26 protein-coding genes and 1 tRNA gene are annotated in these 23,555 nt (G+C 65.5%); 19 read left to right on the top strand and 8 right to left on the bottom strand.

All coding sequences use genetic code 11. The features are described 5' to 3' along the window. Positions 1-206: 206 nt before the first annotated feature. The 5 genes from cysK to hrcA form a co-directional block, all read right to left on the bottom strand. The gene (gene cysK / locus EOD29_RS18730) at positions 207-1,187 is read right to left on the bottom strand and encodes a cysteine synthase A (protein WP_067003192.1); all 981 of its coding nucleotides are present in this window, start codon (positions 1,185-1,187) and stop codon (positions 207-209) included. A 188-nt stretch (positions 1,188-1,375) separates the two neighbouring features. Further along, positions 1,376-1,993 carry a LysE family translocator gene (locus EOD29_RS18725; protein WP_127247420.1) on the bottom strand — a complete coding sequence of 206 codons (618 nt, stop codon included), beginning with the start codon at positions 1,991-1,993 and terminating at the stop codon, positions 1,376-1,378. A gap of 112 nt (positions 1,994-2,105) precedes the next feature. Beyond that, the gene (locus tag EOD29_RS18720) at positions 2,106-3,455 is read right to left on the bottom strand and encodes a sorbosone dehydrogenase family protein (protein WP_127247419.1); all 1,350 of its coding nucleotides are present in this window, start codon (positions 3,453-3,455) and stop codon (positions 2,106-2,108) included. A 110-nt stretch (positions 3,456-3,565) separates the two neighbouring features. Then, positions 3,566-3,763, bottom strand: coding sequence for a hypothetical protein (locus EOD29_RS18715; protein ID WP_067003314.1), 198 nt, complete (start codon positions 3,761-3,763; stop codon positions 3,566-3,568). 31 nt (positions 3,764-3,794) lie between these two features. Beyond that, positions 3,795-4,877 (bottom strand): heat-inducible transcriptional repressor HrcA, encoded by a 1,083-nt coding sequence (gene hrcA / locus EOD29_RS18710; protein ID WP_067003197.1) that lies wholly within the window; start codon positions 4,875-4,877, stop codon positions 3,795-3,797. A 182-nt stretch (positions 4,878-5,059) separates the two neighbouring features. On the opposite strand from hrcA, the gene rph reads away from it, so the two are divergent. From rph to EOD29_RS18685, 5 genes are all read left to right on the top strand, one after another. Beyond that, positions 5,060-5,776 (top strand): ribonuclease PH, encoded by a 717-nt coding sequence (rph, locus tag EOD29_RS18705; protein WP_067003199.1) that lies wholly within the window; start codon positions 5,060-5,062, stop codon positions 5,774-5,776. Between the two features lie 82 nt (positions 5,777-5,858). Next, positions 5,859-6,269 carry a VOC family protein gene (locus EOD29_RS18700; protein WP_127247418.1) on the top strand — a complete coding sequence of 137 codons (411 nt, stop codon included), beginning with the start codon at positions 5,859-5,861 and terminating at the stop codon, positions 6,267-6,269. After that, the gene (gene rdgB / locus EOD29_RS18695) at positions 6,270-6,947 is read left to right on the top strand and encodes an RdgB/HAM1 family non-canonical purine NTP pyrophosphatase (RefSeq protein WP_067323458.1); all 678 of its coding nucleotides are present in this window, start codon (positions 6,270-6,272) and stop codon (positions 6,945-6,947) included. Then, positions 6,944-8,122, top strand: a complete 1,179-nt coding sequence (hemW, locus tag EOD29_RS18690; protein WP_127247417.1) for a radical SAM family heme chaperone HemW — start codon at positions 6,944-6,946, stop codon at positions 8,120-8,122. Before rdgB ends, hemW begins: the two co-directional genes overlap by 4 nt. Further along, positions 8,119-8,430, top strand: coding sequence for a low molecular weight protein tyrosine phosphatase family protein (locus EOD29_RS18685; RefSeq protein ID WP_127247416.1), 312 nt, complete (start codon positions 8,119-8,121; stop codon positions 8,428-8,430). Before hemW ends, EOD29_RS18685 begins: the two co-directional genes overlap by 4 nt. A 95-nt stretch (positions 8,431-8,525) precedes the next feature. Here the strand turns inward: EOD29_RS18685 and EOD29_RS18680 are convergent, their stop codons facing one another. Together EOD29_RS18680 and EOD29_RS18675 are read right to left on the bottom strand one after the other, a co-directional pair. After that, positions 8,526-8,714, bottom strand: a complete 189-nt coding sequence (locus EOD29_RS18680) for a hypothetical protein (protein WP_067003209.1) — start codon at positions 8,712-8,714, stop codon at positions 8,526-8,528. 7 nt (positions 8,715-8,721) lie between these two features. Further along, positions 8,722-8,919 carry a hypothetical protein gene (locus EOD29_RS18675; protein WP_067003211.1) on the bottom strand — a complete coding sequence of 66 codons (198 nt, stop codon included), beginning with the start codon at positions 8,917-8,919 and terminating at the stop codon, positions 8,722-8,724. Positions 8,920-9,072: 153 nt separating this feature from the next. Here EOD29_RS18675 and rsmI point away from each other — a divergent pair, with 153 nt between their 5' ends. Beyond that, on the top strand, positions 9,073-9,969 hold the full coding sequence (rsmI, locus tag EOD29_RS18670; protein ID WP_127247415.1) for a 16S rRNA (cytidine(1402)-2'-O)-methyltransferase: 897 nt from the start codon (positions 9,073-9,075) through the stop codon (positions 9,967-9,969). Next, entirely contained in the window at positions 9,962-10,339 is a 378-nt protein-coding gene (locus EOD29_RS18665; RefSeq protein WP_127241505.1) for a YraN family protein, read from the top strand. The genes rsmI and EOD29_RS18665 overlap by 8 nt, the downstream gene beginning before the upstream one ends. A 34-nt stretch (positions 10,340-10,373) precedes the next feature. Here EOD29_RS18665 and EOD29_RS18660 read toward each other — a convergent pair whose 3' ends face one another. Further along, positions 10,374-11,180: an undecaprenyl-diphosphate phosphatase gene (locus tag EOD29_RS18660; RefSeq protein ID WP_127247414.1), complete on the bottom strand. Its 807-nt coding sequence runs from the start codon at positions 11,178-11,180 to the stop codon at positions 10,374-10,376. A 160-nt stretch (positions 11,181-11,340) separates the two neighbouring features. Between EOD29_RS18660 and EOD29_RS18655 the strand changes: the two genes are divergently transcribed. The 12 genes from EOD29_RS18655 to EOD29_RS18595 all read left to right on the top strand — a co-directional run bounded on the left by EOD29_RS18655 (position 11,341) and on the right by EOD29_RS18595 (position 23,555). Next, positions 11,341-12,033: a glutathione S-transferase family protein gene (locus tag EOD29_RS18655; protein ID WP_067003220.1), complete on the top strand. Its 693-nt coding sequence runs from the start codon at positions 11,341-11,343 to the stop codon at positions 12,031-12,033. Continuing rightward, entirely contained in the window at positions 12,014-13,171 is a 1,158-nt protein-coding gene (queG, locus tag EOD29_RS18650; RefSeq protein WP_067003221.1) for a tRNA epoxyqueuosine(34) reductase QueG, read from the top strand. Before EOD29_RS18655 ends, queG begins: the two co-directional genes overlap by 20 nt. A 17-nt stretch (positions 13,172-13,188) precedes the next feature. Further along, positions 13,189-14,094, top strand: a complete 906-nt coding sequence (locus tag EOD29_RS18645) for an SDR family oxidoreductase (protein WP_127247413.1) — start codon at positions 13,189-13,191, stop codon at positions 14,092-14,094. Between the two features lie 190 nt (positions 14,095-14,284). Further along, a complete protein-coding gene (gene mepA / locus EOD29_RS18640) occupies positions 14,285-15,367 on the top strand; it encodes a penicillin-insensitive murein endopeptidase (protein WP_164763783.1) in 1,083 nt (360 codons plus the stop codon). A gap of 240 nt (positions 15,368-15,607) precedes the next feature. Further along, a complete protein-coding gene (locus tag EOD29_RS18635; protein ID WP_127247411.1) occupies positions 15,608-16,627 on the top strand; it encodes a glucokinase in 1,020 nt (339 codons plus the stop codon). A gap of 131 nt (positions 16,628-16,758) precedes the next feature. Next, positions 16,759-18,618 carry an ABC transporter ATP-binding protein gene (locus tag EOD29_RS18630; RefSeq protein WP_127247410.1) on the top strand — a complete coding sequence of 620 codons (1,860 nt, stop codon included), beginning with the start codon at positions 16,759-16,761 and terminating at the stop codon, positions 18,616-18,618. Then, a complete protein-coding gene (gene dapB / locus EOD29_RS18625) occupies positions 18,615-19,436 on the top strand; it encodes a 4-hydroxy-tetrahydrodipicolinate reductase (RefSeq protein ID WP_095799539.1) in 822 nt (273 codons plus the stop codon). The genes EOD29_RS18630 and dapB overlap by 4 nt, the downstream gene beginning before the upstream one ends. 97 nt (positions 19,437-19,533) lie before the next feature. Then, the gene (locus tag EOD29_RS18620) at positions 19,534-20,154 is read left to right on the top strand and encodes a 2,3-bisphosphoglycerate-dependent phosphoglycerate mutase (protein WP_127247409.1); all 621 of its coding nucleotides are present in this window, start codon (positions 19,534-19,536) and stop codon (positions 20,152-20,154) included. Positions 20,155-20,550: 396 nt separating this feature from the next. Further along, a tRNA-Leu gene (locus EOD29_RS18610) sits at positions 20,551-20,635 on the top strand. Between the two features lie 123 nt (positions 20,636-20,758). Further along, on the top strand, positions 20,759-21,478 hold the full coding sequence (locus EOD29_RS18605) for a hypothetical protein (RefSeq protein ID WP_095825095.1): 720 nt from the start codon (positions 20,759-20,761) through the stop codon (positions 21,476-21,478). 86 nt (positions 21,479-21,564) lie between these two features. Next, the gene (locus EOD29_RS18600) at positions 21,565-23,250 is read left to right on the top strand and encodes a cyclic nucleotide-binding domain-containing thioredoxin-disulfide reductase (protein ID WP_127247408.1); all 1,686 of its coding nucleotides are present in this window, start codon (positions 21,565-21,567) and stop codon (positions 23,248-23,250) included. Then, positions 23,250-23,555, top strand: a complete 306-nt coding sequence (locus tag EOD29_RS18595; RefSeq protein ID WP_067003235.1) for a UBP-type zinc finger domain-containing protein — start codon at positions 23,250-23,252, stop codon at positions 23,553-23,555. Before EOD29_RS18600 ends, EOD29_RS18595 begins: the two co-directional genes overlap by 1 nt.

The raw sequence follows: 23,555 nt of genomic DNA, 5'->3' as shown, positions 1-23,555 counted from the left end.
GGCGTTCCCGACTTGGTCATCCACGTGCGAGCAACGAGCTGCGCGACGCGCGCAGACCCGAGGATCCATGCCTTGGCGTCTCCACGTCACAAGCGTTGCGGATCTTTCTGCGGAGGAGGAACAGCGGCTCCGTTAATCTCGGATAAGACAGGTGGTATCCATTCTGGACCGTGGCATTTCCCGGCCATTCTTCGAGGTATGAGCGCCTACGCCCCCAGCCCGTCGAACAGGATCGTCGAGAGATAGCGCTCGGCGAAGGACGGGATGACGACGACGAGGTTCTTGTCCTTGTTTTCCGGCCGCGAGCCGACGACGATCGCCGCCTGCAGCGCGGCACCCGACGAGATGCCGACCGGCACGCCTTCGAGGCGGGCGACGAGGCGCGCATTGGCGACCGAATCCTCGTTCGAGACCCTGACGATCTCGTCATAGATCGTGGTGTCGAGGATCTTGGGCGCGAAGCCGGCGCCGATGCCTTGAATCTTGTGCGGGCCGGGCTGGCCGCCGGAGAGCACCGGCGAGGCTTCCGGCTCGACCGCCACGACATGCAGCGAAGGCTTGCGCTTCTTCAGCACCTGGCCGACGCCGGTGATCGTGCCGCCGGTGCCGATGCCGGCCACGAAGATGTCGACCTCGCCATTGGTGTCGTTCCAGACCTCCTCCGCCGTGGTGCGGCGGTGGATTTCCGGATTGGCCGGATTCTCGAACTGCTGCGGGATGATGGCGTTGGGCAGCGTGGCGGCAAGCTCGTCGGCCTTGGCGATGGCGCCCTTCATGCCTTTCGGGCCTTCGGTGAGCACCAATTCGGCACCGAGCAGCGCCAGCATCTTGCGACGTTCGACCGACATTGTCTCCGGCATGGTGAGGATCAGCTTGTAACCCTTGGCGGCGGCGGCGAAGGCCAGCGCGATGCCGGTGTTGCCGGAGGTCGGTTCGATCAGCGTGGTCTTGCCCGGCGCAATCTTGCCGGCCTCCTCCAGCGCCTCGATCATCGAGACGCCGATGCGGTCCTTGACCGAGGCGATCGGGTTGAAGAATTCAAGCTTAGCCAGCAGGTTGGCGACGACGCCCTTCTCCTTGGCGAACTTATCCAGCCGCACCAGCGGCGTGTCTCCAATCGTCTCGGTGATCGAGTTGAAGATGCGGCCGCGGCCGGGGACGCGCGCGGAGGTGACGGGCTTGTTCATTGGTTTCGCTCCCAAGGCAAAGGCATAGGCATACAGAATAAGGCTTTCAGCCGCGCAAGATAGGCTGTCCGCCGAAAATATCCGAGTGGGGCGGCTGCTGAAAACCTCCCCGCGCCGGAAATGCATTTTTTGGATCGGCCCGTTTTGGGGACGCCTTCCCCGAAATGGGGGCCGGTTGAGAATGCGGCCTATTGACGGGCCGCGATGGCGGCTGCCGCTCCCATCATGAAGCCGGCGGCGGTGCGGTTCAGCACCTTGAGCGCGCGCGGCGACTTCAGGAACCAGCGCGCCTTGGCAGCCAGCGTCAGATAGGGGACCAGCACCACGAACAGGACGACAACGGTCAGCGCGACAAGGATGCCGTAGTCGGCCGGCGTGATCGTCTTCAGGTCGACGATGGTCGGCGTGATGGCGAGATAGAAGATCATCGTCTTCGGGTTGCCGAGCGTCACCGTCAGCCCGGCGATGAAGCTCGACGCCAGGCCGCTTCTGCCCTTGCGCGCCTCGACCGTCTCGGGCGAGATGCCGCTCGTCCAGAAGCGCCAGGCAAGGAAGGCGAGATAAGCGACCCCCGCCCATTTGATGGCGAGGAAGACCATGCCGAAGGTCTGGGCGACGAAGGCGAGGCCGAGCACGACGGCAGTGAGGTAGGTAATGTCGCCGAGCATGAGACCGAACGACATAGCGAGCGACGAACGGAAGCCGGAGCCGAGCGCGCGGGCAACAAGCGCCGTCACGCCGGGGCCCGGAATGGCGGCGGCGACGCCGAGGGCGGCGCTGTAGGCGAGAAATCCTGTCAGTGTCATGGCTTGAACCCAGCGCTATCCCGAGATCGGGATCCAGAGCGGCGGCCTTTTACCACGGCGTCGGGGCGGCGTTAATTGCCTTGCGGCCGGATTCGGTTGCACCAGCGCCGCTTCAGGACCGGCCGTCGCCGTAGGTGACGCGCCATATCGTGCCGTTGCCGTCCTCGGTCAGGATCAGCGAACCATCCTTCGCCACCGCGACACCGACCGGCCGGCCCCAGACCGCATCGTCGGCAATGACGAAGCCGGTGGCGAAATCCTCATATTCGCCGGTCGGCTTGCCGTCCTTGAACTTCAGCCGCACCACCTTGTAGCCGGTGCGGACATTGCGGTTCCACGAGCCGTGCAGGGTGACGAAGGCGTCGCCCTTGTAGTCGGCCGGGAAGTTGCCGCCCTCATAAAAGGCGATGTTGAGCGGCGCCGAATGTGCCTGGATCAGCACGTCCGGCACCGTGACCTTGCCGGCGAGATCGGGCCGCGCGCCTTTGTGGCGCGGATCCTCGTTGTCGCCGATATAGTACCAGGGCCAGCCATAGAAGGCTCCCTCCTTGACGGCGGTCGCATATTCGAAAGGCACGTTGTCGCCGAGCTCATCGCGTTCGTTGACGGCGCACCAGAGCGCGCCCGTGGCCGGCTGCACCGTCATGCCCGAGCAGTTGCGCAGGCCGGTGGCGACCATCCTGCGGTTCTTGCCGTCAGGATCGAAAGCGAGCACATCCGCTCGGCCTTCCTCCGCGCCCCAGGTAGCGCCGAGCGGTGCCGATCTCGCCCATTCTTCGACGCCGCCCTTCGGCCTCGCTCCCATGCCCTCCGCGGTATTCGAGCCCGAGCCGACCGAGAGATAGAGCGTTTTGCCGTCGGGCGAAAAAGCGATGTCGCGCGTCCAATGATGGCTCGACGGGATGTCCGAGACGATCGTTTCGGGCTCGCCGGAAGCTTTGAGGTCGCCGTCGCGATAGGCAAAGCGGACGACGCTGTTGCTGTTGGCGACATAGACCCATTGCGGCTTGTCGCCCGGCGGATAGAAGGCGATGCCGTAGGGCCGGGTCAGGCCTTTGGCAAAGACCGACTTCTCGGCCGGCTTGGCGCTGCCTTCGGCCAGTCGATAGACGCGGACCTGGTTCGCCCTGCTGTCGGCGACGAAGAGATCGCCGTTCGGCGCCGTGCGCACGACACGCGGGCTGCTGATGCCCGAAGCCACCAGCTCGGCCGAAAAGCCGGGTGGAAGGGCTGGATTGGCATCCTCGGGGCGATCGGTGACACCGCCGCCGTTCGAGGCGGATTCGGCGACATTCGGCTTCGGGAGATCGTCGGGCCTGATGAGGCGCCGCACGCCGGGCCGGTCGGCCTTCCAGTCACCGAAGGCCTTTTTGCCGGTGAGCAGGGGCTGGTCGGCCTGCTGCGCTACGGCGCCGGAGACCAGGAGCAAGGCGAGGGCGGCAAGGCCGGCAATGCGTATCATGCTGTTCTCCGTTATTCGCCAACGTGCATCAGCAACCAGACAGCGAATATCGGGCAGGCTCTCCAAAAGAGAAGCCGGGCATGCAAATTTTGACGGGAAGCGTCGGCAGTTCAGCTCTCTTCGATATCCAGATCGTCGTCGAGCTGCTTTTCCAGCGCGACCAGATCGGCCGGCAGCGGCAGGCCCATGGCGCGCATTTCCCTGAGCTTCTCGCGCAGTAGCTCCTGGATCTCGTGATCGTCTTCCGGCTGGTTCACCATCTCCTCGAGCAGCAGGCTGATCTGGGCCTTGAACGATTCCAGCGCCATTTCCACCCTCCTTGCGACGTTTCCCGCTTGCCTATCTCAGCATGCGCGAAATCAACTGGGCCGTATAGTCGACCATCGGGACGATGCGGGCATAGTTCAATCGCGTCGGGCCGATGACGCCGAGCGCGCCGACGACGCGCGCATCCTTGTCGCGATAGGGCGCGACCACGAGCGACGAACCGGACAGCGAAAACAACTTGTTCTCCGAGCCGATGAAGATGCGCACGCCCGGACCTTCCTCGGCGAGGTCGAGGAGCTGCAGCAGTCCGTCCTGCGTTTCCAGATCCTCGAACAGATGGCGCAGCAATTCGAGATCGGCCTGGGCGGTGACGTTTTCCAGAAGATTGGCGCGGCCGCGCACGATGAGGCGCGCCGGCAGGCCGCTTTCGGCGCCGGCCCAGACCGCGAGGCCCTTCTCGACCAGCTCCTGCGACAGCGTGTCGAGAGCCGCCCTGGTCTCGTCCTTGATGCGCGCGATCTCGACCCGGGCCTCGGCCAGCGTGCGGCCGCGGATATGGGCGTTGAGGAAGTTCGAGGCCTCGTGCAGCTGCGAGACGGTGATACCGGCCGGCAGGTCGACAACGCGGTTCTCGACATCGCCGCTCTGCGACACCAGGACGGCGAGCGCCTTGGTGGGTTCCAACTGAATGAACTCGATGTGCTTCAGAGCCACCTCGTTCTTGGCGGCGAGCACCAGGCCGGCGCCGCGCGACATGCCGGAGAGCATCTGGCTGGCCTCGGTCAGCATATGCTCCAGCGTGGCGCCCGAGCCCGAGGCACGCACCTGCGCCTCGATGACGCGACGCTCGTCGTCCGACAGATCGCCGAGCTCCATGAAGGCATCGACGAAGAAGCGCAGGCCGGTCTGGGTCGGCAGGCGGCCGGCCGAGATGTGCGGCGCGTAGATCAGCCCCAGATGCTCGAGGTCGCTCATCACGTTGCGGATGGTGGCCGGTGACAGCGACGACGGCAGGATGCGCGACAGGCTGCGCGAGCCGACCGGCTCGCCGTCGCGCAGATAGGAATCGACGATCCGCCGGAAGATGTCGCGCGAGCGCATGTCGAGCGACTGAAGCACGGGCGGCTGCGATGCGGGATCGACTGCCTTGTTCATTCCAGCGAAAAAACCTCCTATCGAAAGATATAGACTTAAGCCTCCCTGGCGCAACCCGGGGGCATTTTCGCTTGCGCCGTTTTCTTGGCGCCCCGTTTCCTTGGCGCCCTTTTCCTTTGCGCCATCCGCCGCATGCGTCTACAAGCCGCCGACGAATCCAAAACCATAGGAAAGAAGGCCGAATGCGCCCCTCCAAACGCCAGCCCGACGAAATGCGCGCCATCTCCTTCGAGCGCGGCGTCTCCAAGCATGCCGAAGGCTCGTGCCTGGTGAAGTTCGGCGACACGCATGTGCTGTGCACGGCGAGCCTGGAGGAAAAGGTGCCGGCCTGGATGCGCAATTCCGGCAAGGGCTGGGTTACGGCCGAATACGGCATGCTGCCGCGCTCGACGGGCGAGCGGATGCGCCGCGAGGCTTCCGCCGGCAAGCAGGGCGGCCGCACGCTGGAGATCCAGCGGCTGATCGGTCGTTCGTTGCGCGCCGTTGTCGACCTGCAGGCGCTGGGCGAACAGCAGATCACCGTCGACTGCGACGTTATCCAGGCCGACGGCGGCACCCGCACCGCCTCGATCACCGGCGGCTGGGTGGCGCTCTATGACTGCCTGCGCTGGATGGAAGCGCGCCAGATGGCCAGCGTTTCCAAGGTGCTCAAGGACCATGTCGCGGCGATCTCCTGCGGCATCCATGACGGACAGCCGGTCATCGATCTCGATTATCTCGAGGATTCCTCGGCTGGCACCGACGCCAATTTCGTCATGACCGGCAAGGGCGGCATCGTCGAGATCCAGGGCACGGCGGAAGGCGAGCCCTTCTCCGAAGAGCAGTTTTCGGCACTGATGGGACTGGCCAAGAAGGGTATTTCTCGGCTGGTCAGCCTGCAGCAGATGGCGGTGGCGTAGGGTCACCGATGAGGTCGACGATCCTTCGCATCCCCCTCTGGCCTGCCGGCCATCTGCCCGACAGGGCAGAGGGGGGTGCTTCGTGACTCCCTCCGCGATTCTGGAATCCGCGCTCTACGTCACAGATCTAACCGCTGCCGAAGCCTTCTACCGCGACATCCTCGGCCTGGATCCGCTGGGCAAGGTCGAAGGTCGCCACGTCTTCTTCCGCTGCGGCAACGGCGTGCTGCTCATCTTCAATGCCGAGGCGACGAAAATTCCGCCGGCGCCCGACGCCAGGCTGAAGGTGCCGCCGCACGGCACGGTCGGCGAAGGGCATCTTTGCTTCACCGCGACTGCGGCCCAGATCGCCCAATGGCGCAAGCATTTGGCGGCCAAGAACATCGCCATCGAAAGCGATTTCGAGTGGCCGCAGGGCGGACATTCGATCTATATCCGCGACCCTTCGGGCAATTCGATCGAGTTCGCCGAACCAAGGATCTGGGGTCTCTGAATGCATTCTTTGAACGGACAAAAGATCGTCGTCGCCAGCCACAATGAAGGCAAGCTGCGCGAATTCGCCGACTTGATGGCCCCGTTCGGCTTCGAGGCGAAGTCGGCCAAGGATTACGGCCTGCCGGAACCGGACGAGACCGGCACGACCTTCGAGGAGAATGCCTATATCAAGGCCTATGCCGCCGCCAAGGCCACCGGCCTGCCGGCGCTGTCGGACGATTCGGGGCTCTGCGTCGACGCGCTCGACGGGGCGCCCGGCGTCTACACCGCCAACTGGGCCGAGACGGCGGACGGCACACGCGATTTCGGCATGGCCATGCAGCGCACCGAAGTGGCGCTGCAGGAGGTCGGCGCGACCGAGCCGGCGCAGCGCACCGGCCGTTTCGTCGCCGTCATCTGCCTCGCCTTTCCCGATGGCGAGGCCGAATATTACCGCGGCGAGGCCGAAGGCACGCTGGTCTGGCCGCCGCGCGGCACGCTCGGCTTCGGCTACGATCCGGTGTTCCTGCCCAACGGCTTCGCCAAGACTTTTGGCGAGATGAGCGCCGAGCAAAAGCATGGCTGGAAGCCCGGCCAGGCAACAGCCCTGTCGCACCGCGCCCGCGCCTTCCAGAAGTTTGCCCAGGCCCGCTTGGATTTGGCGCGGCTGGATCTGGCGCGGCTCAGGTCAAAATGATCGGAACAGGCCAGACCATGCCGCTCGACCGCAGCCCCGGCTTCGGCGTCTATATCCATTGGCCGTTCTGCGCGGCCAAATGCCCTTACTGCGACTTCAACAGCCACGTTCGCCACCAGCCGGTCGACCACGAGCGTTTTGCGCGGGCCTTCGAGACGGAGCTCAAGACGATGCGCGCCCGCACCGGGCCGCGCGAGGTGACCAGCGTCTTCCTCGGCGGCGGCACGCCGTCGCTGATGAAGCCGGAAACGGTGTCAGCGGTTCTGGAAGCCGTAGCGAAGAACTGGACGGTGCCTGCCGGGATCGAGGTGACGCTGGAGGCCAACCCGTCCTCGGTCGAGGCGGAGCGCTTCCGCGGTTATCGGGCGGCCGGCGTCAACCGTGTCTCGCTCGGCGTGCAGGCGCTGAACGACAAGGACCTGCGCTTCCTCGGCCGGCTGCACAATGTCGAGGAGGCGCTGCACGCCATCGGGCTGGCGCGGGAAATCTTTCCGCGGCTCTCCTTCGACCTGATCTATGCGCGGCCCGGCCAGACGCCGGAGGCTTGGGCTTTAGAGCTTGAGGAAGCGATCGGGCACGCCGCCGACCACCTGTCGCTCTATCAGCTCACGATCGAGGAGGGCACGCCGTTCCATGCACTCCACTCAGCGCGAAAATTCGTCCTGCCCGACAACGACCATGCCGCCGACCTCTACGCGCTGACGCAGGAGGTGACCGCGGCGCACGGGCTTCCGGCCTACGAAATCTCCAACCACGCGCGGCCGGGCGCGGAAAGCCGGCACAACCTGACTTATTGGCGCTACGGCGAATATGTCGGCGTCGGACCCGGCGCGCATGGCCGCTTCGTCGAGAACGGCCGCCGTACCGTGACGGTCGCGGAAAAGATGCCTGAGACCTGGGCCAACCTGGTCGAAGCCAGGGGCCATGGCGTCACCGGCGGCGAGGTGCTGACGCGCGCCGAAGAAGCCGACGAGTTCCTATTGATGGGGCTGCGGCTGGCCGAAGGCATCGACCTCCAGCGCTACGAGACGCTTGCCGGGCGTAGTCTGGCGAGCGACCGATTGTCGGTGCTGCAGGAAGAGGGGCTGGTGGCGCCGGTCGGCAACGCCCGCCTCCGCGCCACGACCGCCGGCATGATCGTGCTCGATGCGGTGGTGGCAGACCTCGCGCGGTGAAAAAGGTTCTCTTCGTCTGCAGCCAGAACCGCCTGCGCAGCCCCACCGCCGAGCAGGTGTTTTCCAGGCGCCGCGACCTCGAGGTCGCATCGGCCGGCACCAATCACGACGCGGACAACCCGCTGACGCATGAACTGGTCGCGTGGGCCGAGATCATCTTCGTCATGGAGAAGGCGCATCGCGTCAAGCTGCAGAAGAAGTTCCGGTCAAGCCTGATCCGGGCACGGGTGATCTGCCTCGACATCCCGGACAACTATGCGTTCATGGATCCGGAACTGGTGCGGCTGCTCGAGGCGAAGGGTCACTAACTATCTGGGCTGAATGGCGTCAGGCGCCAAGCATGGCGCTTCGCTCCTCGCTCCGCCTGGGATGAGGCGAGAGATCGCGAAGGGTCGCAGCTGCTCTAGGCGTCGTGCTTCTGACGCTGCTTCCCGCGATCCTTTTCCGCATGCGCGTCGCCGGAACGGCCCTGCTTCAGATCGGTCTTGTCGCGGCGGTTCCCGTGCTGGGCGGCGATCGGATGGGAAGGAATGCCCTCGCGGGCGGTCTTGCTTTCGAGTCGTGTGATGAAAATGTCGAAGCGATTGGGCATCGTCCGGTCAGTGCTCCGTCGTGCTTTCGGTTTCGGTCGAGGCGTCTTGAACCGCGGGGCTTGGAAGCGGCTTCATCGCTTCCTTGTCCTTTGTCCTGGCGGAGGGTTCCCGATCCTCCGAACCGGCAACCTTCTCCGATCCGGCAAAGCGCTTGCAGCCCGAATAATAGGGCGTGAAAGCGTCTTGAATGATCAGGCTGTCCATCCTGTCCTCCTCCTCGGGAATCAGGGGTAAAATCCGCCTTATCCGGTTTGGTTCCGCATCGTGGCAAAGGCATGGCGATTCCCTTGCATCGCCATCACGTTTTGCAACCGCAGATCAGCCGTGGCAAACAGTGGCGCGTGGGGAGGGCCTCAATTGACCGGCGACAAACGCAGCTATGTAATCGGGCAGACCGAAATTGCGGCGCGGCCGCTGGAGCCGGCGCTCTATCTGGTGGCGACGCCGATTGGCAATCTCGCCGATGTCACGCTGCGTGCGCTGGAGACGCTGGCCGGCGCCGACATCGTTGCCTGCGAGGACACCCGCGTCTCGCGCGTGCTGCTCGAACGCTACGGCATTCGCCGGCGCACCACGGCCTATCACGAGCACAATGCAGCCGAGGCCGGGCCGAAGCTGATCGAGTCGCTCGCTGCCGGACAAAGCGTGGCGCTGATCTCGGATGCCGGCACGCCGCTGGTTTCCGATCCCGGCTACCGGCTGGTCGGCGAGGCGCTGGAGCGCGGCATCCGCGTTATTCCGGTGCCCGGACCGTCGGCGGCGCTTGCCGCGCTGACCGCTTCCGGCCTGCCTTCCGACACCTTTCTGTTCGCCGGCTTCTTGCCGGCCAAGGCGGGCCAGAGGCTCACCAAGCTCGAAAGCTTCAGGCAGGTGCCGGCGACGCTCATCTTCTATGAATCGCCGCGCCGGCTGGCCGAGACGCTTGCTGCGATGGCGCAAGCGCTTGGCGGAGCGCGCAAAGCGGCGATTGGCCGCGAGCTCACCAAGGCGTTCGAGGAGATGCGAACGGGAACGCTCGGAGAGCTCGCCGATCACCACGCGGCGGCCGAGACGCCCAAGGGCGAAATCGTGGTCTGCGTCGGCCCGCCGGAGGCGGCCGAGGACCAGCCGGCCGACATCGACCGGCTGCTGTTGTCTTTAGCCGCCGAAATGCCGGCCTCCAAGGCGGCGGCGGAAGCGGCGAAGATGACCGGCGGCCAGAAACAGGCGCTCTATCGCCGGCTGATCGAGCTGAAGGCGGACGGCGGTGGCTGAGCGCACCGTCGGTCATCGGCGAAAAGCCTATCGGCGCGGCCATCGCGGCGAATGGCTGGCGGCGTTGGCGCTGATGCTGAAGGGCTATCGCATCCTTGCGCGCCGCCATCGCACAAAGCTCGGCGAGATCGACCTGATCGCCAGGCGCGGCGACCTGGTGCTGTTCGTCGAGGTCAAGGCGCGGCGCACGCTGATGGAGGCGATGGAAGCGATCGCCCACGCCTCGGAACGGCGCATCGAGGGTGCCGCCGACCTCTGGCTGTCGCGCCAGCCGGACTATGGCCGGCTGTCGGTGCGCTTCGACATGGTGGCGGTGATGCCCTGGCGCTGGCCAGTGCATGTCGAGAATGCGTTTTATGGGCGGAATTGAGGGGCTCACCCTCCCAACTCATGGGAGGGTAAGCTCACCCCCAGATCATCAGCGCCACCAGTCCGAGCCCGCCAACCACCAGCCGCCACCAGCCGAACAGTGAATAGCCCCTGCGCGAGACGTAATCGAGCAGGAAGCGCACCACGAAGAGCGCGGTGACGAAGGCGGCGATGAAGCCGACGGCAATGATCGGCAGGTCGGCCGAGGTCAGCACGTTGCGGTTCTTGAACAGATCGAAGGCGAAGGCCCCGACCATGGTCGGCATGGCGAGGAAGAAGGAAAACTCCGCCGCCGCGCGCTTGTCGACGCCCAAGAGCAGCGCGCCGACGATGGTCGAGCCGGAGCGCGAGGTGCCGGGTATCAGCGACAGGCACTGGAACAGGCCGATCTGCAGGTAAAGCCTGGTCGGAAAGCGCTCGACGTCGCGGTAGACGGGCTTCAGGTTCATGCGGTCGACGGCGAGCAGCACCACGCCGCCGATGACCAGCATGATGCAGATCAGGCGCGGCGATTCGAACAGGAAGGTCTTGATGAAGTCATGCGCCAACGCGCCGATGACCGCCGCCGGCAGGAAGGCGATGAGGATGCCGATGGCGAAATGCCTTGTCAGCCGGTCATGCGGCAGTTCGAGCAGCATCTTGCAGAGGCGGCGGAAATAGACGCTCAAGATCGCAAGAATCGCGCCGAGCTGGATCAGGATCTCGAAGGCCTTGCCGGTCGAATGGAAGCCGAGGAAATGGCCGGCGAGCAGGATGTGGCCGGTCGAGGAGACCGGGATGAATTCGGTCAGGCCCTCGATCAGACCAAGCAGCAGCGCTTCGACGATGGTCTGGCTTTCCATGGCAACCTCTGCTTCGAGTGACGGCTAAGGGGAAGGGCTTGCTTGTCATGGCGCGGAAGTGCCCCTATAGGTCGCAACACATGACAGTCCCTGGAATCGGGCCGCCAAGACTTACCGGCGCTCACACCAATTTGCCAGTGCGCCCTATCATCGCGGAACCATGCTGACGCTTTTTCACCACCCGATGTTCGCCACCTGCCGGTTCGTCCGCCTCGCCTTTGGCGAGTATGGCGAGGAGCTGGCCTTGATCGAGGAGAAACCCTGGACCCGGCGCAAGGAGTTTCTGGCGCTCAATCCGGCCGGCACGCTGCCGATCCTGCTGGCCGAAGGCGATGTGCCAATCGTCGGCGCCATGGTCATTGCCGAATATCTTGACGAGACACGCGGGGTGCTGAAGCGCGACAGGCGGCTGTTTGCCGAGGACCCGATGCAGCGCGCCGAAATCCGGCGACTGACCGACTGGTATCTCAGCAAGGCCGAAAGCGAGGTCACCCGCCATCTGGTGCGCGAGCGGGTGCTGAAGCCGGTGATGCCGGAGACGGCGGGCGGCGGCTCACCCGATTCGGGCGCAATCCGCGCCGCGCGCGCCAACATCCGCCAGCACATGAAATACACCAACTGGCTGGCGGGCACGCGTCATTGGCTGGCCGGCAACAAGGTGACCTATGCCGACCTCGCCGCGGCCGCGACGCTTTCCGTGCTCGACTATCTCGGCGAGATCGACTGGCGCGAGCACGCGGCGGCGCGCGAATGGTATACTCGCGTGAAATCACGGCCGTCGTTCCGGCCGCTGCTCACCGATCGCGTGCGCGGCCTGTCGCCGGTATCGCATTATGCGGACCTCGATTTCTGACACGACGAAGCTGCGCGCGCTGATCGACGCGGAGGCGCGCCGCGCCGGCTTCGACGCCGTTGCCGTCACCCGGCCGGACGCGATCCCGCTGGCTCCCGCGCGCCTGGCCGAGTTTGTCGCCGAGGGATTTCACGGCTCGATGGACTGGATCGCCGAGACGATCGGGCGGCGTGCCGAGCCTTCGACGCTGTGGCCGGAAGTGCGTTCGATCATAGTGCTCGCCATGAACTACGGTCCGGACCGGGATCCGCGCGATGTCCTCGACAAACACGATCGCGGTGCGATCTCGGTCTACGCGCAAAATCGCGACTATCACGACGTGATGAAAGGTCGGCTGAAGGAAATCGCGGGCAAGATCGTCGCGCGGGCCGGCGGCGACGTGAAGGTCTTCGTCGACACGGCGCCGGTGATGGAAAAGCCGCTTGCCGAAGCCGCGGGGTTGGGCTGGCAGGGCAAGCACACCAACCTGGTGAGCCGCGAGCATGGCTCATGGCTGTTCCTCGGCACCATCTTCACCACGGCCGAGCTTGAGCCGGACAAAGCCGAGATCGACCATTGCGGCTCCTGCCGCGCCTGCCTCGACATCTGCCCAACCGATGCCTTCCCGGCGCCCTACCGGCTCGATGCGCGGCGTTGCATCTCCTACCTCACCATCGAGAACAAGGGACCGATCCCGCGCGAATTTCGCGAGGCGATCGGCAACCGCATCTATGGCTGCGACGACTGCCTCGCCGTGTGTCCGTGGAACAAATTCGCCAGCGTCGCCGCCGAGGCCAAGCTTGCCGCTCGCGAAGATCTGCGCGAGCCGCGGCTGTCGGAGCTGCTGTTGCTCGACGATGCGACGTTCCGCTCCTTTTTCTCGGGCTCGCCGATCAAGCGCATCGGCCGCGACCGTTTCATCCGCAACGCGCTGATCGCCGCCGGCAATTCGGACGATGCTTCGCTGACGCCGGTCGCGCGCGGCCTAATCGACGACGGCTCACCGCTGGTGCGGGGTGCGGCAGTATGGGCGCTATCGCGACTGATGCCGCGGCGCGATTTTGCGGAGCTCGCCGCATCGGCCTTGCAGGCCGAAGGCGATGCAACGGTGCGCGAGGAATGGCTGTCAGCGCTGCCGGTTCCCGCAAAGGACCATTGAAGAAGAGGATTTAATTGATGGGCGAGAGACGCTTCTTCATTTTCGGCGCCGGCTATTCCGGCAAGGCTTTTGCGAGAGCCAATGAAGATGGCGCGCCGATCCGTGGGACGACGCGATCGCCGGGAAAGTTCGAGGCCTTGCGAGAGGCGGGCATCGAGCCGTCAAGCTTCGACGGTTCGTTGACGGCGGAAATCAGCGACGCGCTTCGGCACACAACACATCTCATCGTCTCGGTCGCCCCGGACGAAGCGGGCGATCCGGTGCTCAATGCGGTCGGCGAGGCGATCCGGGCCAAGATGCCGGCGCTCCAATGGATCGGCTATCTTTCCACCGTCGGCGTCTACGGCGACCATGGCGGCGCCTGGGTGGACGAGAGCGCCGAGTGCAGGCCGGTTTCGAAGCGCTCGGTAATGCGGGTGGCGGCCGAACAGGAATGGCTGGCTCTTGGGCGGGAAATCGGAAAGCCGATAGCGATCCTGCGGCTTTCCGGCATTTACGGCCCGGGCCGCAACGCACTGGTCAATCTCGAGGACGGCACCGCGAGGCGCCTGGTCAAGCCCGGCCAGGTCTTCAACCGCATCCATTGCGACGACATCGCCGGGGCCCTGTGGCACCTGGCCGATAGGAACCGCGGCGGCATCTTCAATGTCACCGACGACGAGCCGGCGCCGCCGCAGGATGTCGTCGCCTACGCCGCCGGGGTGATGGGCGTGGAGGCGCCGCCGGAAATTCCCTTCGAGACGGCGCAACTTTCGCCCATGGCGCGGTCCTTCTACGGCGAGAACAAGCGCGTCGCCAACGCCGCGATCAAAGCGGCCGGCTACAGCTTTCGTTTGCCGAATTACCGGGTGGCGCTGGAGCGGATGTGGGCCGACGGCAACTGGCGAGACGGACAGCCGCGCAGTCCGATGAAACGCTCGTGAGCGAAGCGACGTGCATGGCGTGATATGATTCGCGCCTGAACTGCGTCGCGAATCTTTCGGATCCGCTTCGTGCGCTCCAGGTTTGATTTTATGCATGTCTTTGTCCCGAAACCGGGTCCCACTTTCGGGAGACATGTTTTAGCATGCCGCCCGAGATTGCGTCGCGCCACTGGAGAGGGGACCCGACCTGATGACGTTGCGACCGCTGCCCGACAGGAAGCTGTTCCTGACCGCCGCGCTTGCCCTGGTGACCTTAGCCGGGCTGGCGGCGGCCGCGATCTCGGCCGAACCGCGCGCAAAAGACCTGTTCGGCGCCAAGAAGCTGCCGGCGGTGGCGCACGCGCAATCGTTCGGCTTTTACTCAAGAGGCTGCTTCACCGGCGGCGTCGCCTTGCCGGTGGACGGGCCGAGCTGGGAGGTGATGCGCCCCTCGCGAAACCGCCGCTGGGGCCATCCGGCGATGATTGCGCTGATCGAGAAGCTCGCTCGAGACGCCCAGGCGGATGGCTGGCCGGGGCTGCTGGTCGGCGATGTCTCGCAGCCGCGCGGCGGCCCGATGACGACCGGCCATGCCTCGCACCAGATCGGCCTCGATGCCGACATCTGGCTGACGCCGATGCCGCGGCGGCCGCTGACCATGGCGCAGCGCGAGAGCATGAGCGCGACGCTGATGGTCGACGAGAAGACGCATCTGGTGAAGGACGCGCTGTGGACGCCGTCCCATACGCGGCTTTTGAAGCGTGCGGCGAGCTACCCTGAGGTCGAGCGCATCCTGGTCAATCCGGGCATCAAGAAGAAACTTTGCGACACGGTCACTGGCGATCGCTCCTGGCTGCGCAAGATCCGGCCGTTCTGGGGCCATGACTATCATTTCCACATGCGTATCGGCTGCCAGGCCGGCTCGCCTGGCTGCAAGGCGCAGGAGGCGACGCCGGCCGATGACGGCTGCGGCAAACCGCTTGCCTGGTGGTTCACCGAGGAGCCGTGGCGGCCCAACAAGAACCCGGATGCGCCGAAAGCGCGCGATCTGATGACCATGGCCAATTTGCCGAAGGAGTGCCAGGCGGTGCTTGCAGCGCCGGACGCGCCTTCTCTGGAAGCGGTCACCTATCAGGGCGACGGCGCGGCAGCGGTGGCGGCGGCCAAATCGAAAGCGACCGAGCCGGCGGAGACGATCTCCAGCGATGCGGCGACGCTGCCGGCGGCGGCGAGCTCCTTTGCGCCGACGCCCAAAATCGGCATTCCAGTGCCCCGGCCAAGGCCGGGGAACTGAGGCCACGCCACGGCGTCCAGATGGTCGAGGCCGGCGGCGCCCCTCATCCGCCTGGCTGCCCGCAATGCGGGCTTTCTTCTTGCGAAGCTGGCGATTGGCGAAACCATTGGCGACGGGGAGAGGATGCCGGCAGGCAGGTGAGGGGCGGCGCCGACGCTCGAGATAGGCGCCGAAGCCGCTTTCCCTTTGCAGGACCATGCGCTAGTCAGCGACGGAGCGGGAACGAACGGGACAAAAAGCATGGTTGGCGAAGACGATACAGCGCTGCGGTTTCCGGTCCTGATCGGTGATATCGGCGGCACCAATGCGCGTTTCTCGATCGTGCTCGACGCCAATTCGGAAGCGACCGAGCCGCAAATCGTCCAGACGGCCAATTTCAAGACGATCGACGAGGCGATCCAGGCGGCGGTGCTCGACCGCTCGTCGATCCAGCCGCATTCGGCGGTGCTGGCGGTGGCCGGGCCGGTCGACGGCGACGAGATCCGGCTGACCAACTGCCCCTGGGTGGTCAAGCCGCACCAGATGTTTGCCAATCTGGGCTTGAGCGAGATCGTCGTGCTCAACGATTTCGAGGCGCAGGCGTTGGCGGTGGTGGCGCTGGGCGAAGAGCATATGGAAAAGATCGGCGGCGGGACGCCGGAGCCGAATGCCGGCCGGGTTGTGCTCGGCCCGGGGACGGGGCTCGGCGTCGCGGGGCTGATCTACGCGCTGCGCCGCTGGATACCGGTGCCGGGCGAGGGCGGGCATATGGATATCGGCCCGCGCACGCCACGCGACTTCGAAGTGTTTCCGCATATCGAAAAGCTCGAGGGTCGCATCTCCGGCGAGCAGATCCTGTGCGGCCGCGGACTGGTCAATGTCTATCGCGCGGTGGCCAGGGCCGACGAAAAGCCGACGCCTTTCACGACGCCGGCGGCAGTTACCGCGGCCGCGCTCGCCAAATCCGATCCGGTGGCACAGGAAGCGCTGGAACTGTTCGTCACCTGCCTCGGCCGCACCGCGGGCGATCTCGCGCTGGTGTTCATGAGTCGTGGCGGCGTGTTCCTGACCGGCGGCATCGCGCAAAAAATCGTGCCGGCATTGAAAGCCGGCAATTTCCGCGCCGCATTCGAGGACAAGGCGCCGCACAGCGCGCTGATGCGTACGATGCCGGTCTATGTCATCACCCACCCGCTGGCGGCGCTGCTCGGGCTCGCCGCCTATGCCAGAACCCCGTCGCTGTTCGGCGTTCAGACCGCCGGACGGCACTGGCGGGCATGAGCGCGCCCGGGTTCGGGATGGCAATCGGCCACCGCGACGAAGTTTCGCCATAGGCAAGCCGTAGCCGGGGCGCTAAGAGGGTGCCGAAATGCTCCCTGACCTTTGACGAGAACCCACGAAGCGCTGCCGATTTGACATTTCAAAATCCAAACAAGCTAAAGGCCCGGCCCGGCGAGGTCACGGCGGTACTGCGTCGTATCATCGCCGAGAACGGCTATGACCATCGCTGGTCCTACGCGATCGTCATCGTCTGCTCGTTATTGGTTTCCGGCGCGACCGCCTTCTCGGCCTGGGTCATGGCGCCGATGGTCAATCAGATATTCTACGAGCGGAGCAGCGACGCCGTCTGGTGGATTTGCGCCGGCTTCATGGCCGCCTTCCTCGTGCGCGGCTTCGCCGGCTACGGCCAGGCGGTGATGCTGGCCACGATCGGCAACAATCTGGTCGCCCGCTACCAGAAGCGCAGCTTCGACCAACTGATGAAGCTCGGCGTCAATTTCTTCAACGACACGCGCTCGGGCCGATTGGCGGCGCAGCTGGACGAGAATATCGGCGGCATCCGCGATCTGCTGTCGCTGACATTGATTTCGATCACTCGCGACGCGGTGACGCTGGTCGGCCTGGTCGGCCTCATGGTCTACCAGGATCCGGTGTTGTCGCTGAGCTCGCTGCTGATCGGGCCGCCGCTGATCTGGGCCGTCGTCTACATCACGCGCCGGGTGCGCAAGATCAATCGGGAATCCGTGCTGATCAATTCTCGGCTGAGCGGGTCGGTGCAGGAGGCCACCCAAGGCATCGCCATCGTCAAGGCCTTCACCCTGGAGGACGAGCTTAAGCGCCGCATCGGCAGCATGGCCGATACGGCCGAGCAGCGCAGCAACAAGATCGCCCGCGTCTCCGAGCGGCTGTCGCCGATTTCGGACATGCTGGCCGGCCTCGCCGTGACCGCCGTCATCGCTTATTCCGGCTATCGGGCATTGTATCTCGGTCAGCCGCCCGGCGCGGTCTTTTCCTTCATCACCGCGCTGATCTTGGCCTATGATCCGGCGCGGCGGCTGGCGCGCATGCAGGTGGCGATGGAACGCGCGCTGGTCAACGCGCGCATGATCTATGAATTGCTCGACCTCGAGCCGAAACAAAGCGACGCGCCCGACGCCGCCCAAGCGAAGATCATTTCCGGCGAAGTGACCTTCAACAATGTGACGTTCGGCTATAGCGCCGACATGCCGGTGCTGAGGGATCTGAGCTTTACCGCCGCCGCCGGCAAGGTGACGGCGATCGTCGGCGCTTCGGGCGCCGGCAAGTCGACGCTGGTGGCGCTCTTGCAGCGCTTCTATGACGTCGACGAGGGCAGCATCGAGGTGGACGGCCAGGACATCTCGAAGGTGACGAAGCGCTCGCTGCGCCAATCGATCGCCTATGTCTCGCAGGCGCCGTATCTCTTCGAAGGCACGATCCGCGACAACATTCGCTACGGCCGGCTCTCGGCCACCGACGCGGAGATCGAGCAGGCGGCGAAACAGGCCGCCGCCGACGAGTTCATCCGCCAGCAGCCGCAAGGCTACGACACGCCGGTCGGCGAAGGCGGCTCGACGCTTTCCGGCGGTCAGCGCCAGCGCGTCTCGATCGCCCGTGCCATCGTGCGCCAGGCGCCGATCCTGCTGCTCGACGAGGCTACGTCGGCGCTCGACAACGAGGCCGAAGCGCGCGTCCAGGAAGCGCTCACCCATATCATGGAAGGCCGCACCACCATCGTCATTGCGCATCGGCTGTCGACCGTGGTCAATGCCGACCGCATCATCGTGCTGGAAGAGGGACGGCTGGTTGAGGAAGGCACACACGCCTCGCTGATGGCCGACCCGCACAGCGTCTATGCCCGCTTCCACCGGGTGCAGGGCAAGAAGGGGCTGGGGCTTGTCGATGACGCCAAGACAACCCAAACTCCTCTGCCGCGCACGCGCGCGAAGAAGACCGTCGGGAGAAGCGCATGAGCGAAACGGGCGATATGGGCCTGGTGGTGGTGGGCGCCGCCGGCCGGATGGGTCAGACGCTGATCCGCGCCATCCACTCCATTCCCGGCGCGTGCGTTGCCGGTGCCGTCGAGCGGCCGGGTTCACCGCATCTCGGCAAGGATGCCGGAGAGCTCGCCGGCATCGGCAGCATCAATGTGCCGATCGCCGACGACCCGCTGCCGGCCTTCGCCAAGGCCGACGGCGTGCTCGATTTCACGGCCCCGGGCGCAAGCGTCGAATTCGCCGGCTATGCCGCGCAGGCGCGCATCGTCCATGTCATCGGCACGACCGGCTGTTCGGCCGATGACGATGCGAAGATCGCCGCGGCGGCGCGCCACGCGACCATCATCAAATCCGGCAATATGAGCCTCGGCGTCAATCTTTTGGCGGTGCTGGTGGAGCAGGCGGCGCGCGCGCTCGATGCGCAGGATTTCGACATCGAGATCCTGGAGATGCACCACAGGCACAAGGTCGACGCGCCGTCCGGCACGGCGCTGCTGCTCGGCGGAGCGGCGGCCAAAGGACGAGAGATCGCGCTCAATGACAACAGCGTGCGTGTGCGCGACGGCCATACCGGCGTCCGCAAGGCCGGCACGATCGGCTTCGCCAGCTTGCGCGGCGGGTCGGTGGTCGGCGAGCACAGCGTGATCCTGGCCGGCACCGGCGAGCGCATCACGCTCGCCCACCAGGCCGAGGACCGGGCGATCTTTGCCCGCGGCGCGGTCAAGGCGGCGCTCTGGGGCCGAGGCAAGAAGCCGGGCCTCTATTCCATGCGGGACGTGCTCGGCCTGGGCTGAGGCGGTTTTTTCTGCTTTTCTTCCGCAATTCCGGGCTGAAAACCGCTACACACTTTTCCTGGAACTGCTCAAATCCAACCACGTATCAGGAGCAAACATGTCGGGAACTCTCGTGCTCGTGCGCCACGGCCAGAGCGAATGGAACCTGAAGAACCTGTTCACCGGCTGGCGCGATGTCGACCTCACCGACCAGGGCAATGCGGAGGCGCTTGCCGCCGGCGAGAAGCTCAAGGCGCGCGGGCTGAAATTCGACATCGCTTACACCTCGGCGCTGAAGCGGGCGCAGAAGACCTGCCAGCACATTCTCAACGTGGTCGGCCAAAGCAAGCTCGAGACCGTCCGCGACCAGGCGCTCAACGAACGCGACTATGGCGATCTCTCCGGCCTCAACAAGGATGACGCGCGCAAGAAGTGGGGCGAGGAGCAGGTGCACATCTGGCGCCGCTCCTACGACGTATCGCCTCCCGGCGGCGAAAGCCTGAAGGACACCGGCGCGCGTGTCTGGCCCTATTACCTGCACGACGTGCAGCCGCATGTGCTGCGCGGCGAGACGGTGCTGGTCGCCGCGCACGGCAATTCGCTGCGGGCGCTGATCATGGCGCTGGACGGCAAGTCGGGCGAAGAGATCGTCAAGCTGGAGCTCGGCACCGGCGTGCCGGTGATCTACAAGCTCAACGCCGATTCCACCGTGGCAAAGAAGGAAGTGCTGGAGGGGTGAGGGATTCCATTGTTCCGGCCCCGCTCGGAACGGGTGGCCGTCTCGGGACAACCGCTTCAGGCTGGAATTCCGTCTCGCCGTTAACTGACCAGCGTCGGCGCCGCCCCTCACCTGCCTGCCGGCATCCTCTCCCCGTATAGTGACGGGGAGAGGGAAGCTCCGGCCGCCGATTTCGCCAATCGCCAGCGTCTCAAGAGGACGCCAACGCCGCGGCCAGCCCCTTCTCCCCGTCCTATACGGGGAGAAGTGCCCGGCAGAGCGATGAGGGGCGGGGCCGACGCCGACAATTGCCGTCCGTGCCTGAAATCAACCCCAGCTGCCCTCTGGTCAGTCTTGAGCTCCTCGAAAAAACCGCGTTGACACGCTTCGTTTGCCCGCTTACATGAGCGCCCACCAGCCCAGATGGCGGAATTGGTAGACGCGCACGGTTCAGGTCCGTGTTCCGCAAGGAGTGGAGGTTCGAGTCCTCTTCTGGGCACCAAATTCCCGTTTCAGACGATCTGACGCGATGAGCAAAAAGCCCGGATTTTCCGGGCTTTTTTGTGCCTGCAACTCGTCTCGGGTTAAACCGTTCCTATCTTGTCTGTTAAGCCGAGGTTCCGTGATGCCCGCGCCGTTCAAGGAGTGGAAGGTTCTGCCGCATGGCAGGCTCTCTCCTGTCGACGACGATATTCTGACGGTGACCGGCGACATACCGATGCCGGTCGGCAACCTGAAACGGCGCATGACCGTGGTGCGATTGCGCGACGGACGGCTCGTCATCTTCAGCGCCATCGCGCTCGATGACGAACAGATGCGCGCGATCGAGGCCTTCGGCCAACCGGCCTTCCTGATCGTCCCTAACGACCATCACCGGCTCGATGCAAAGCCATGGAAAGATCGCTATCCCACCCTGCAGGTGATTGCACCGGCGGGCGCGCGCAACAGCGTCGAGAAGGTGGTGCATGTCGATGCGGCACGCGGCGACTTTGGCGATCCCGACGTCAAGCTCGTCACCGTCCCCGGAACCCGTGATCGCGAAGCGGCGCTGCAAATCGACGGACCGAACGGCACGACGCTCGTTCTCAATGATATCGTCGGCAACATCCGCGGCGCATCCGGTTTTGCCGGCTGGGCATTGCGCATGATGGGATTTGCCGGTGATGAGCCGCGTATACCCTGGCCGGTCAAGCTGACGATGGTCGGCGACAAGGCGGCACTCGCAGCGCAATTGAGACGATGGGCTGACCTGCCGGCGCTCAAGCGCATCCTCGTCTCGCATGGCTCCGTCATCACCGATGATCCGCAGGGGGCGCTGCGCAAGCTGGCGAGGTCGCTCGGATAGCTGACAGCGTAGCGGCCACCTGCCCTTCCGGCCAGTCCCTGAACAAACCGCTTCAAACCCGCTGCCGCGGACGCTACGGTCCGGTCATGGCCCCCTCCGTCAGCCCGACGATCGCCGCCCGCCGCGACCAGATGTTCCCCGTGCTCGCCAATGCGGACATCGAGCGCATGCGCCGCTTCGGCGTGCCAAGAGCTTACGGCGCCGGCGAGCATATCGTGACGGCCGGCACGGTCTCGCCCGGACTGATCGTCATCCTGTCAGGCAAGGTCGACATCACGCAGGCCAGCGGTCTTGGCCCGCGCGAGGCGATCATCACCTATGGTCCGGGCAATTTCATCGGCGAGCTGGCGCAGCTTTCGAGCCGGCCGTCGCTGGTCAATGCCGAGGCGACCGAGCCGGTCGAAGCCATCGTCATCCCCTCGCAGCGGCTGCGCGATCTGATGGTGCAGGAGGCGAATCTCGGCGAGCGCGTCATGCGCGCGCTGATCCTGCGCCGTGTCGGCCTGCTCGAGAGCGGCACCAGCGGGCCGATCGTCATCGGCCGTCCCGGCAATGGCGATGTGCTGCGGCTGCAGGGTTTCCTCACCCGCAGCGGCCTGCCGCACCGCGCGCTCGATTCCGACACCGATCCCTGCGCCAAGACGCTGATCGAGCGTTTTCATGTCGATCCGCACCATCTGCCGATCGTGCTCTGTCCCAACGGCAAGCTGCTGCACAATCCCGGCGAAAGCGATCTCGCCCGCTGCGTCGGGCTGCTGCGGCCGCTCGACGCCGGCAAGATCTACGACGTTGCCATCGTCGGCGCCGGGCCGGCGGGATTGGCGGCCGCGGTCTATGCGGCCTCCGAGGGGCTGTCGACCATCGTGCTCGACTGCCGCGCCTTCGGCGGGCAGGCGGGGGCATCCTCGCGCATCGAGAACTATCTCGGCTTTCCGACCGGCATTACGGGCATGGCGCTGATGGCGCGCGCCTACAACCAGGCGCAGAAGTTCGGGGTCGAGATGGTGATCCCCGATGAAGCCAAATTGCTCGGCGCCGCCGACAACATGGCCGGCTACCGGCTGGACGTTGGCGACGGCGAGACCCTGCGCGCGCGCACCGTGGTGATCGCCAGCGGCGCGCGCTACCGTCGCCTCGACATCGCCAATATCGCGCAGTTCGAGGGCACGTCCGTGCATTACTGGGCCTCGCCGATCGAAGCACGGCTCTGCCGGGACCAGGAAGTGGCGCTGGTCGGCGCCGGCAACTCGGCCGGCCAGGCGGCCGTCTTTCTCGCCAGCCAGGTGCGCAAGGTGACGCTGTTGGCGCGGCGCGACAGCCTTGACGCCACCATGTCGCGCTATCTGGTCGAGCGGATCGTGGCGCAGCCGAACATCGAGGTGCTGACGGAAACCGAGGTCGAGGCGCTCGACGGCCATGACGGCAACCTCGACCAGCTGTGCTGGCGCAACCGGGTCACCGGCGTGGCGACGACGCGGACCATCCACCACCTCTTCCTGTTCATCGGCGCCGACCCGAACACCGACTGGCTGGCGCGCTGCGACGTGGCGCTCGACGCTAAGGGCTTCGTGCGCACCGGACCGGATGTGGCGCCGGGACACGGCCCGATGGAGACGAGCCGCAGCGGCGTGTTCGCCATCGGCGATGTGCGCTGCGGCTCGACCAAGCGTGTCGCGGCCGCCGTCGGCGAAGGCGCTCAGGTGGTGGCGGCGCTGCATGCCTATCTTGCGCGCAACGGCGGGCGTGCTGCTCAGCCCGAAAGGAGACCCTGATGGACGAATGCAGGCATACGGACGACATAAAGGATGTGGTGCCGAGCGCCCTCGGCTGCGAGGAATGCCTGAAGAGCGGCTCCTGGTGGGTGCATCTCAGACTCTGCCGCACCTGCGGCCATGTCGGCTGCTGCGACGACTCGCCCAACCGCCACGCCACCAAGCATTTCCACGCCACTCAGCATCCGGTCATCGAAGGCTACGATCCGCCCGAAGGCTGGGGCTGGTGCTATGTCGACGAGGTGTTCATCGACCTCGGCGACCGCACGACGGCGCAGAACGGCCCGATCCCGCGCTTTGTCTAG

This window comes from Mesorhizobium sp. M1A.T.Ca.IN.004.03.1.1 (genome assembly GCF_003997555.1).
GTDB lineage: Bacteria > Pseudomonadota > Alphaproteobacteria > Rhizobiales > Rhizobiaceae > Mesorhizobium.
Note: the sequence above shows the minus strand (reverse complement) of the source record. Positions and strands in the feature narration are given on the sequence as shown.

Excerpts from the sequence above, each read along its gene's own strand:
- cysK (WP_067003192.1), bottom strand. The coding sequence starts at position 1,187 with ATGAACAAGCCCGTCACCTCCGCGCGCGTCCCCGGCCGCGGCCGCATC.
- EOD29_RS18725 (WP_127247420.1), bottom strand. The coding sequence starts at position 1,993 with ATGACACTGACAGGATTTCTCGCCTACAGCGCCGCCCTCGGCGTCGCC.
- EOD29_RS18720 (WP_127247419.1), bottom strand. The coding sequence starts at position 3,455 with ATGATACGCATTGCCGGCCTTGCCGCCCTCGCCTTGCTCCTGGTCTCC.
- EOD29_RS18715 (WP_067003314.1), bottom strand. The coding sequence starts at position 3,763 with ATGGCGCTGGAATCGTTCAAGGCCCAGATCAGCCTGCTGCTCGAGGAG.
- hrcA (WP_067003197.1), bottom strand. The coding sequence starts at position 4,877 with ATGAACAAGGCAGTCGATCCCGCATCGCAGCCGCCCGTGCTTCAGTCG.
- rph (WP_067003199.1), top strand. The coding sequence starts at position 5,060 with ATGCGCCCCTCCAAACGCCAGCCCGACGAAATGCGCGCCATCTCCTTC.
- rdgB (WP_067323458.1), top strand. The coding sequence starts at position 6,270 with ATGCATTCTTTGAACGGACAAAAGATCGTCGTCGCCAGCCACAATGAA.
- hemW (WP_127247417.1), top strand. The coding sequence starts at position 6,944 with ATGATCGGAACAGGCCAGACCATGCCGCTCGACCGCAGCCCCGGCTTC.
- EOD29_RS18680 (WP_067003209.1), bottom strand. The coding sequence starts at position 8,714 with ATGCCCAATCGCTTCGACATTTTCATCACACGACTCGAAAGCAAGACC.
- EOD29_RS18675 (WP_067003211.1), bottom strand. The coding sequence starts at position 8,919 with ATGGACAGCCTGATCATTCAAGACGCTTTCACGCCCTATTATTCGGGC.
- EOD29_RS18660 (WP_127247414.1), bottom strand. The coding sequence starts at position 11,180 with ATGGAAAGCCAGACCATCGTCGAAGCGCTGCTGCTTGGTCTGATCGAG.
- EOD29_RS18655 (WP_067003220.1), top strand. The coding sequence starts at position 11,341 with ATGCTGACGCTTTTTCACCACCCGATGTTCGCCACCTGCCGGTTCGTC.
- queG (WP_067003221.1), top strand. The coding sequence starts at position 12,014 with ATGCGGACCTCGATTTCTGACACGACGAAGCTGCGCGCGCTGATCGAC.
- EOD29_RS18645 (WP_127247413.1), top strand. The coding sequence starts at position 13,189 with ATGGGCGAGAGACGCTTCTTCATTTTCGGCGCCGGCTATTCCGGCAAG.
- mepA (WP_164763783.1), top strand. The coding sequence starts at position 14,285 with ATGACGTTGCGACCGCTGCCCGACAGGAAGCTGTTCCTGACCGCCGCG.
- EOD29_RS18635 (WP_127247411.1), top strand. The coding sequence starts at position 15,608 with ATGGTTGGCGAAGACGATACAGCGCTGCGGTTTCCGGTCCTGATCGGT.
- dapB (WP_095799539.1), top strand. The coding sequence starts at position 18,615 with ATGAGCGAAACGGGCGATATGGGCCTGGTGGTGGTGGGCGCCGCCGGC.
- EOD29_RS18620 (WP_127247409.1), top strand. The coding sequence starts at position 19,534 with ATGTCGGGAACTCTCGTGCTCGTGCGCCACGGCCAGAGCGAATGGAAC.
- EOD29_RS18605 (WP_095825095.1), top strand. The coding sequence starts at position 20,759 with ATGCCCGCGCCGTTCAAGGAGTGGAAGGTTCTGCCGCATGGCAGGCTC.
- EOD29_RS18600 (WP_127247408.1), top strand. The coding sequence starts at position 21,565 with ATGGCCCCCTCCGTCAGCCCGACGATCGCCGCCCGCCGCGACCAGATG.
- EOD29_RS18595 (WP_067003235.1), top strand. The coding sequence starts at position 23,250 with ATGGACGAATGCAGGCATACGGACGACATAAAGGATGTGGTGCCGAGC.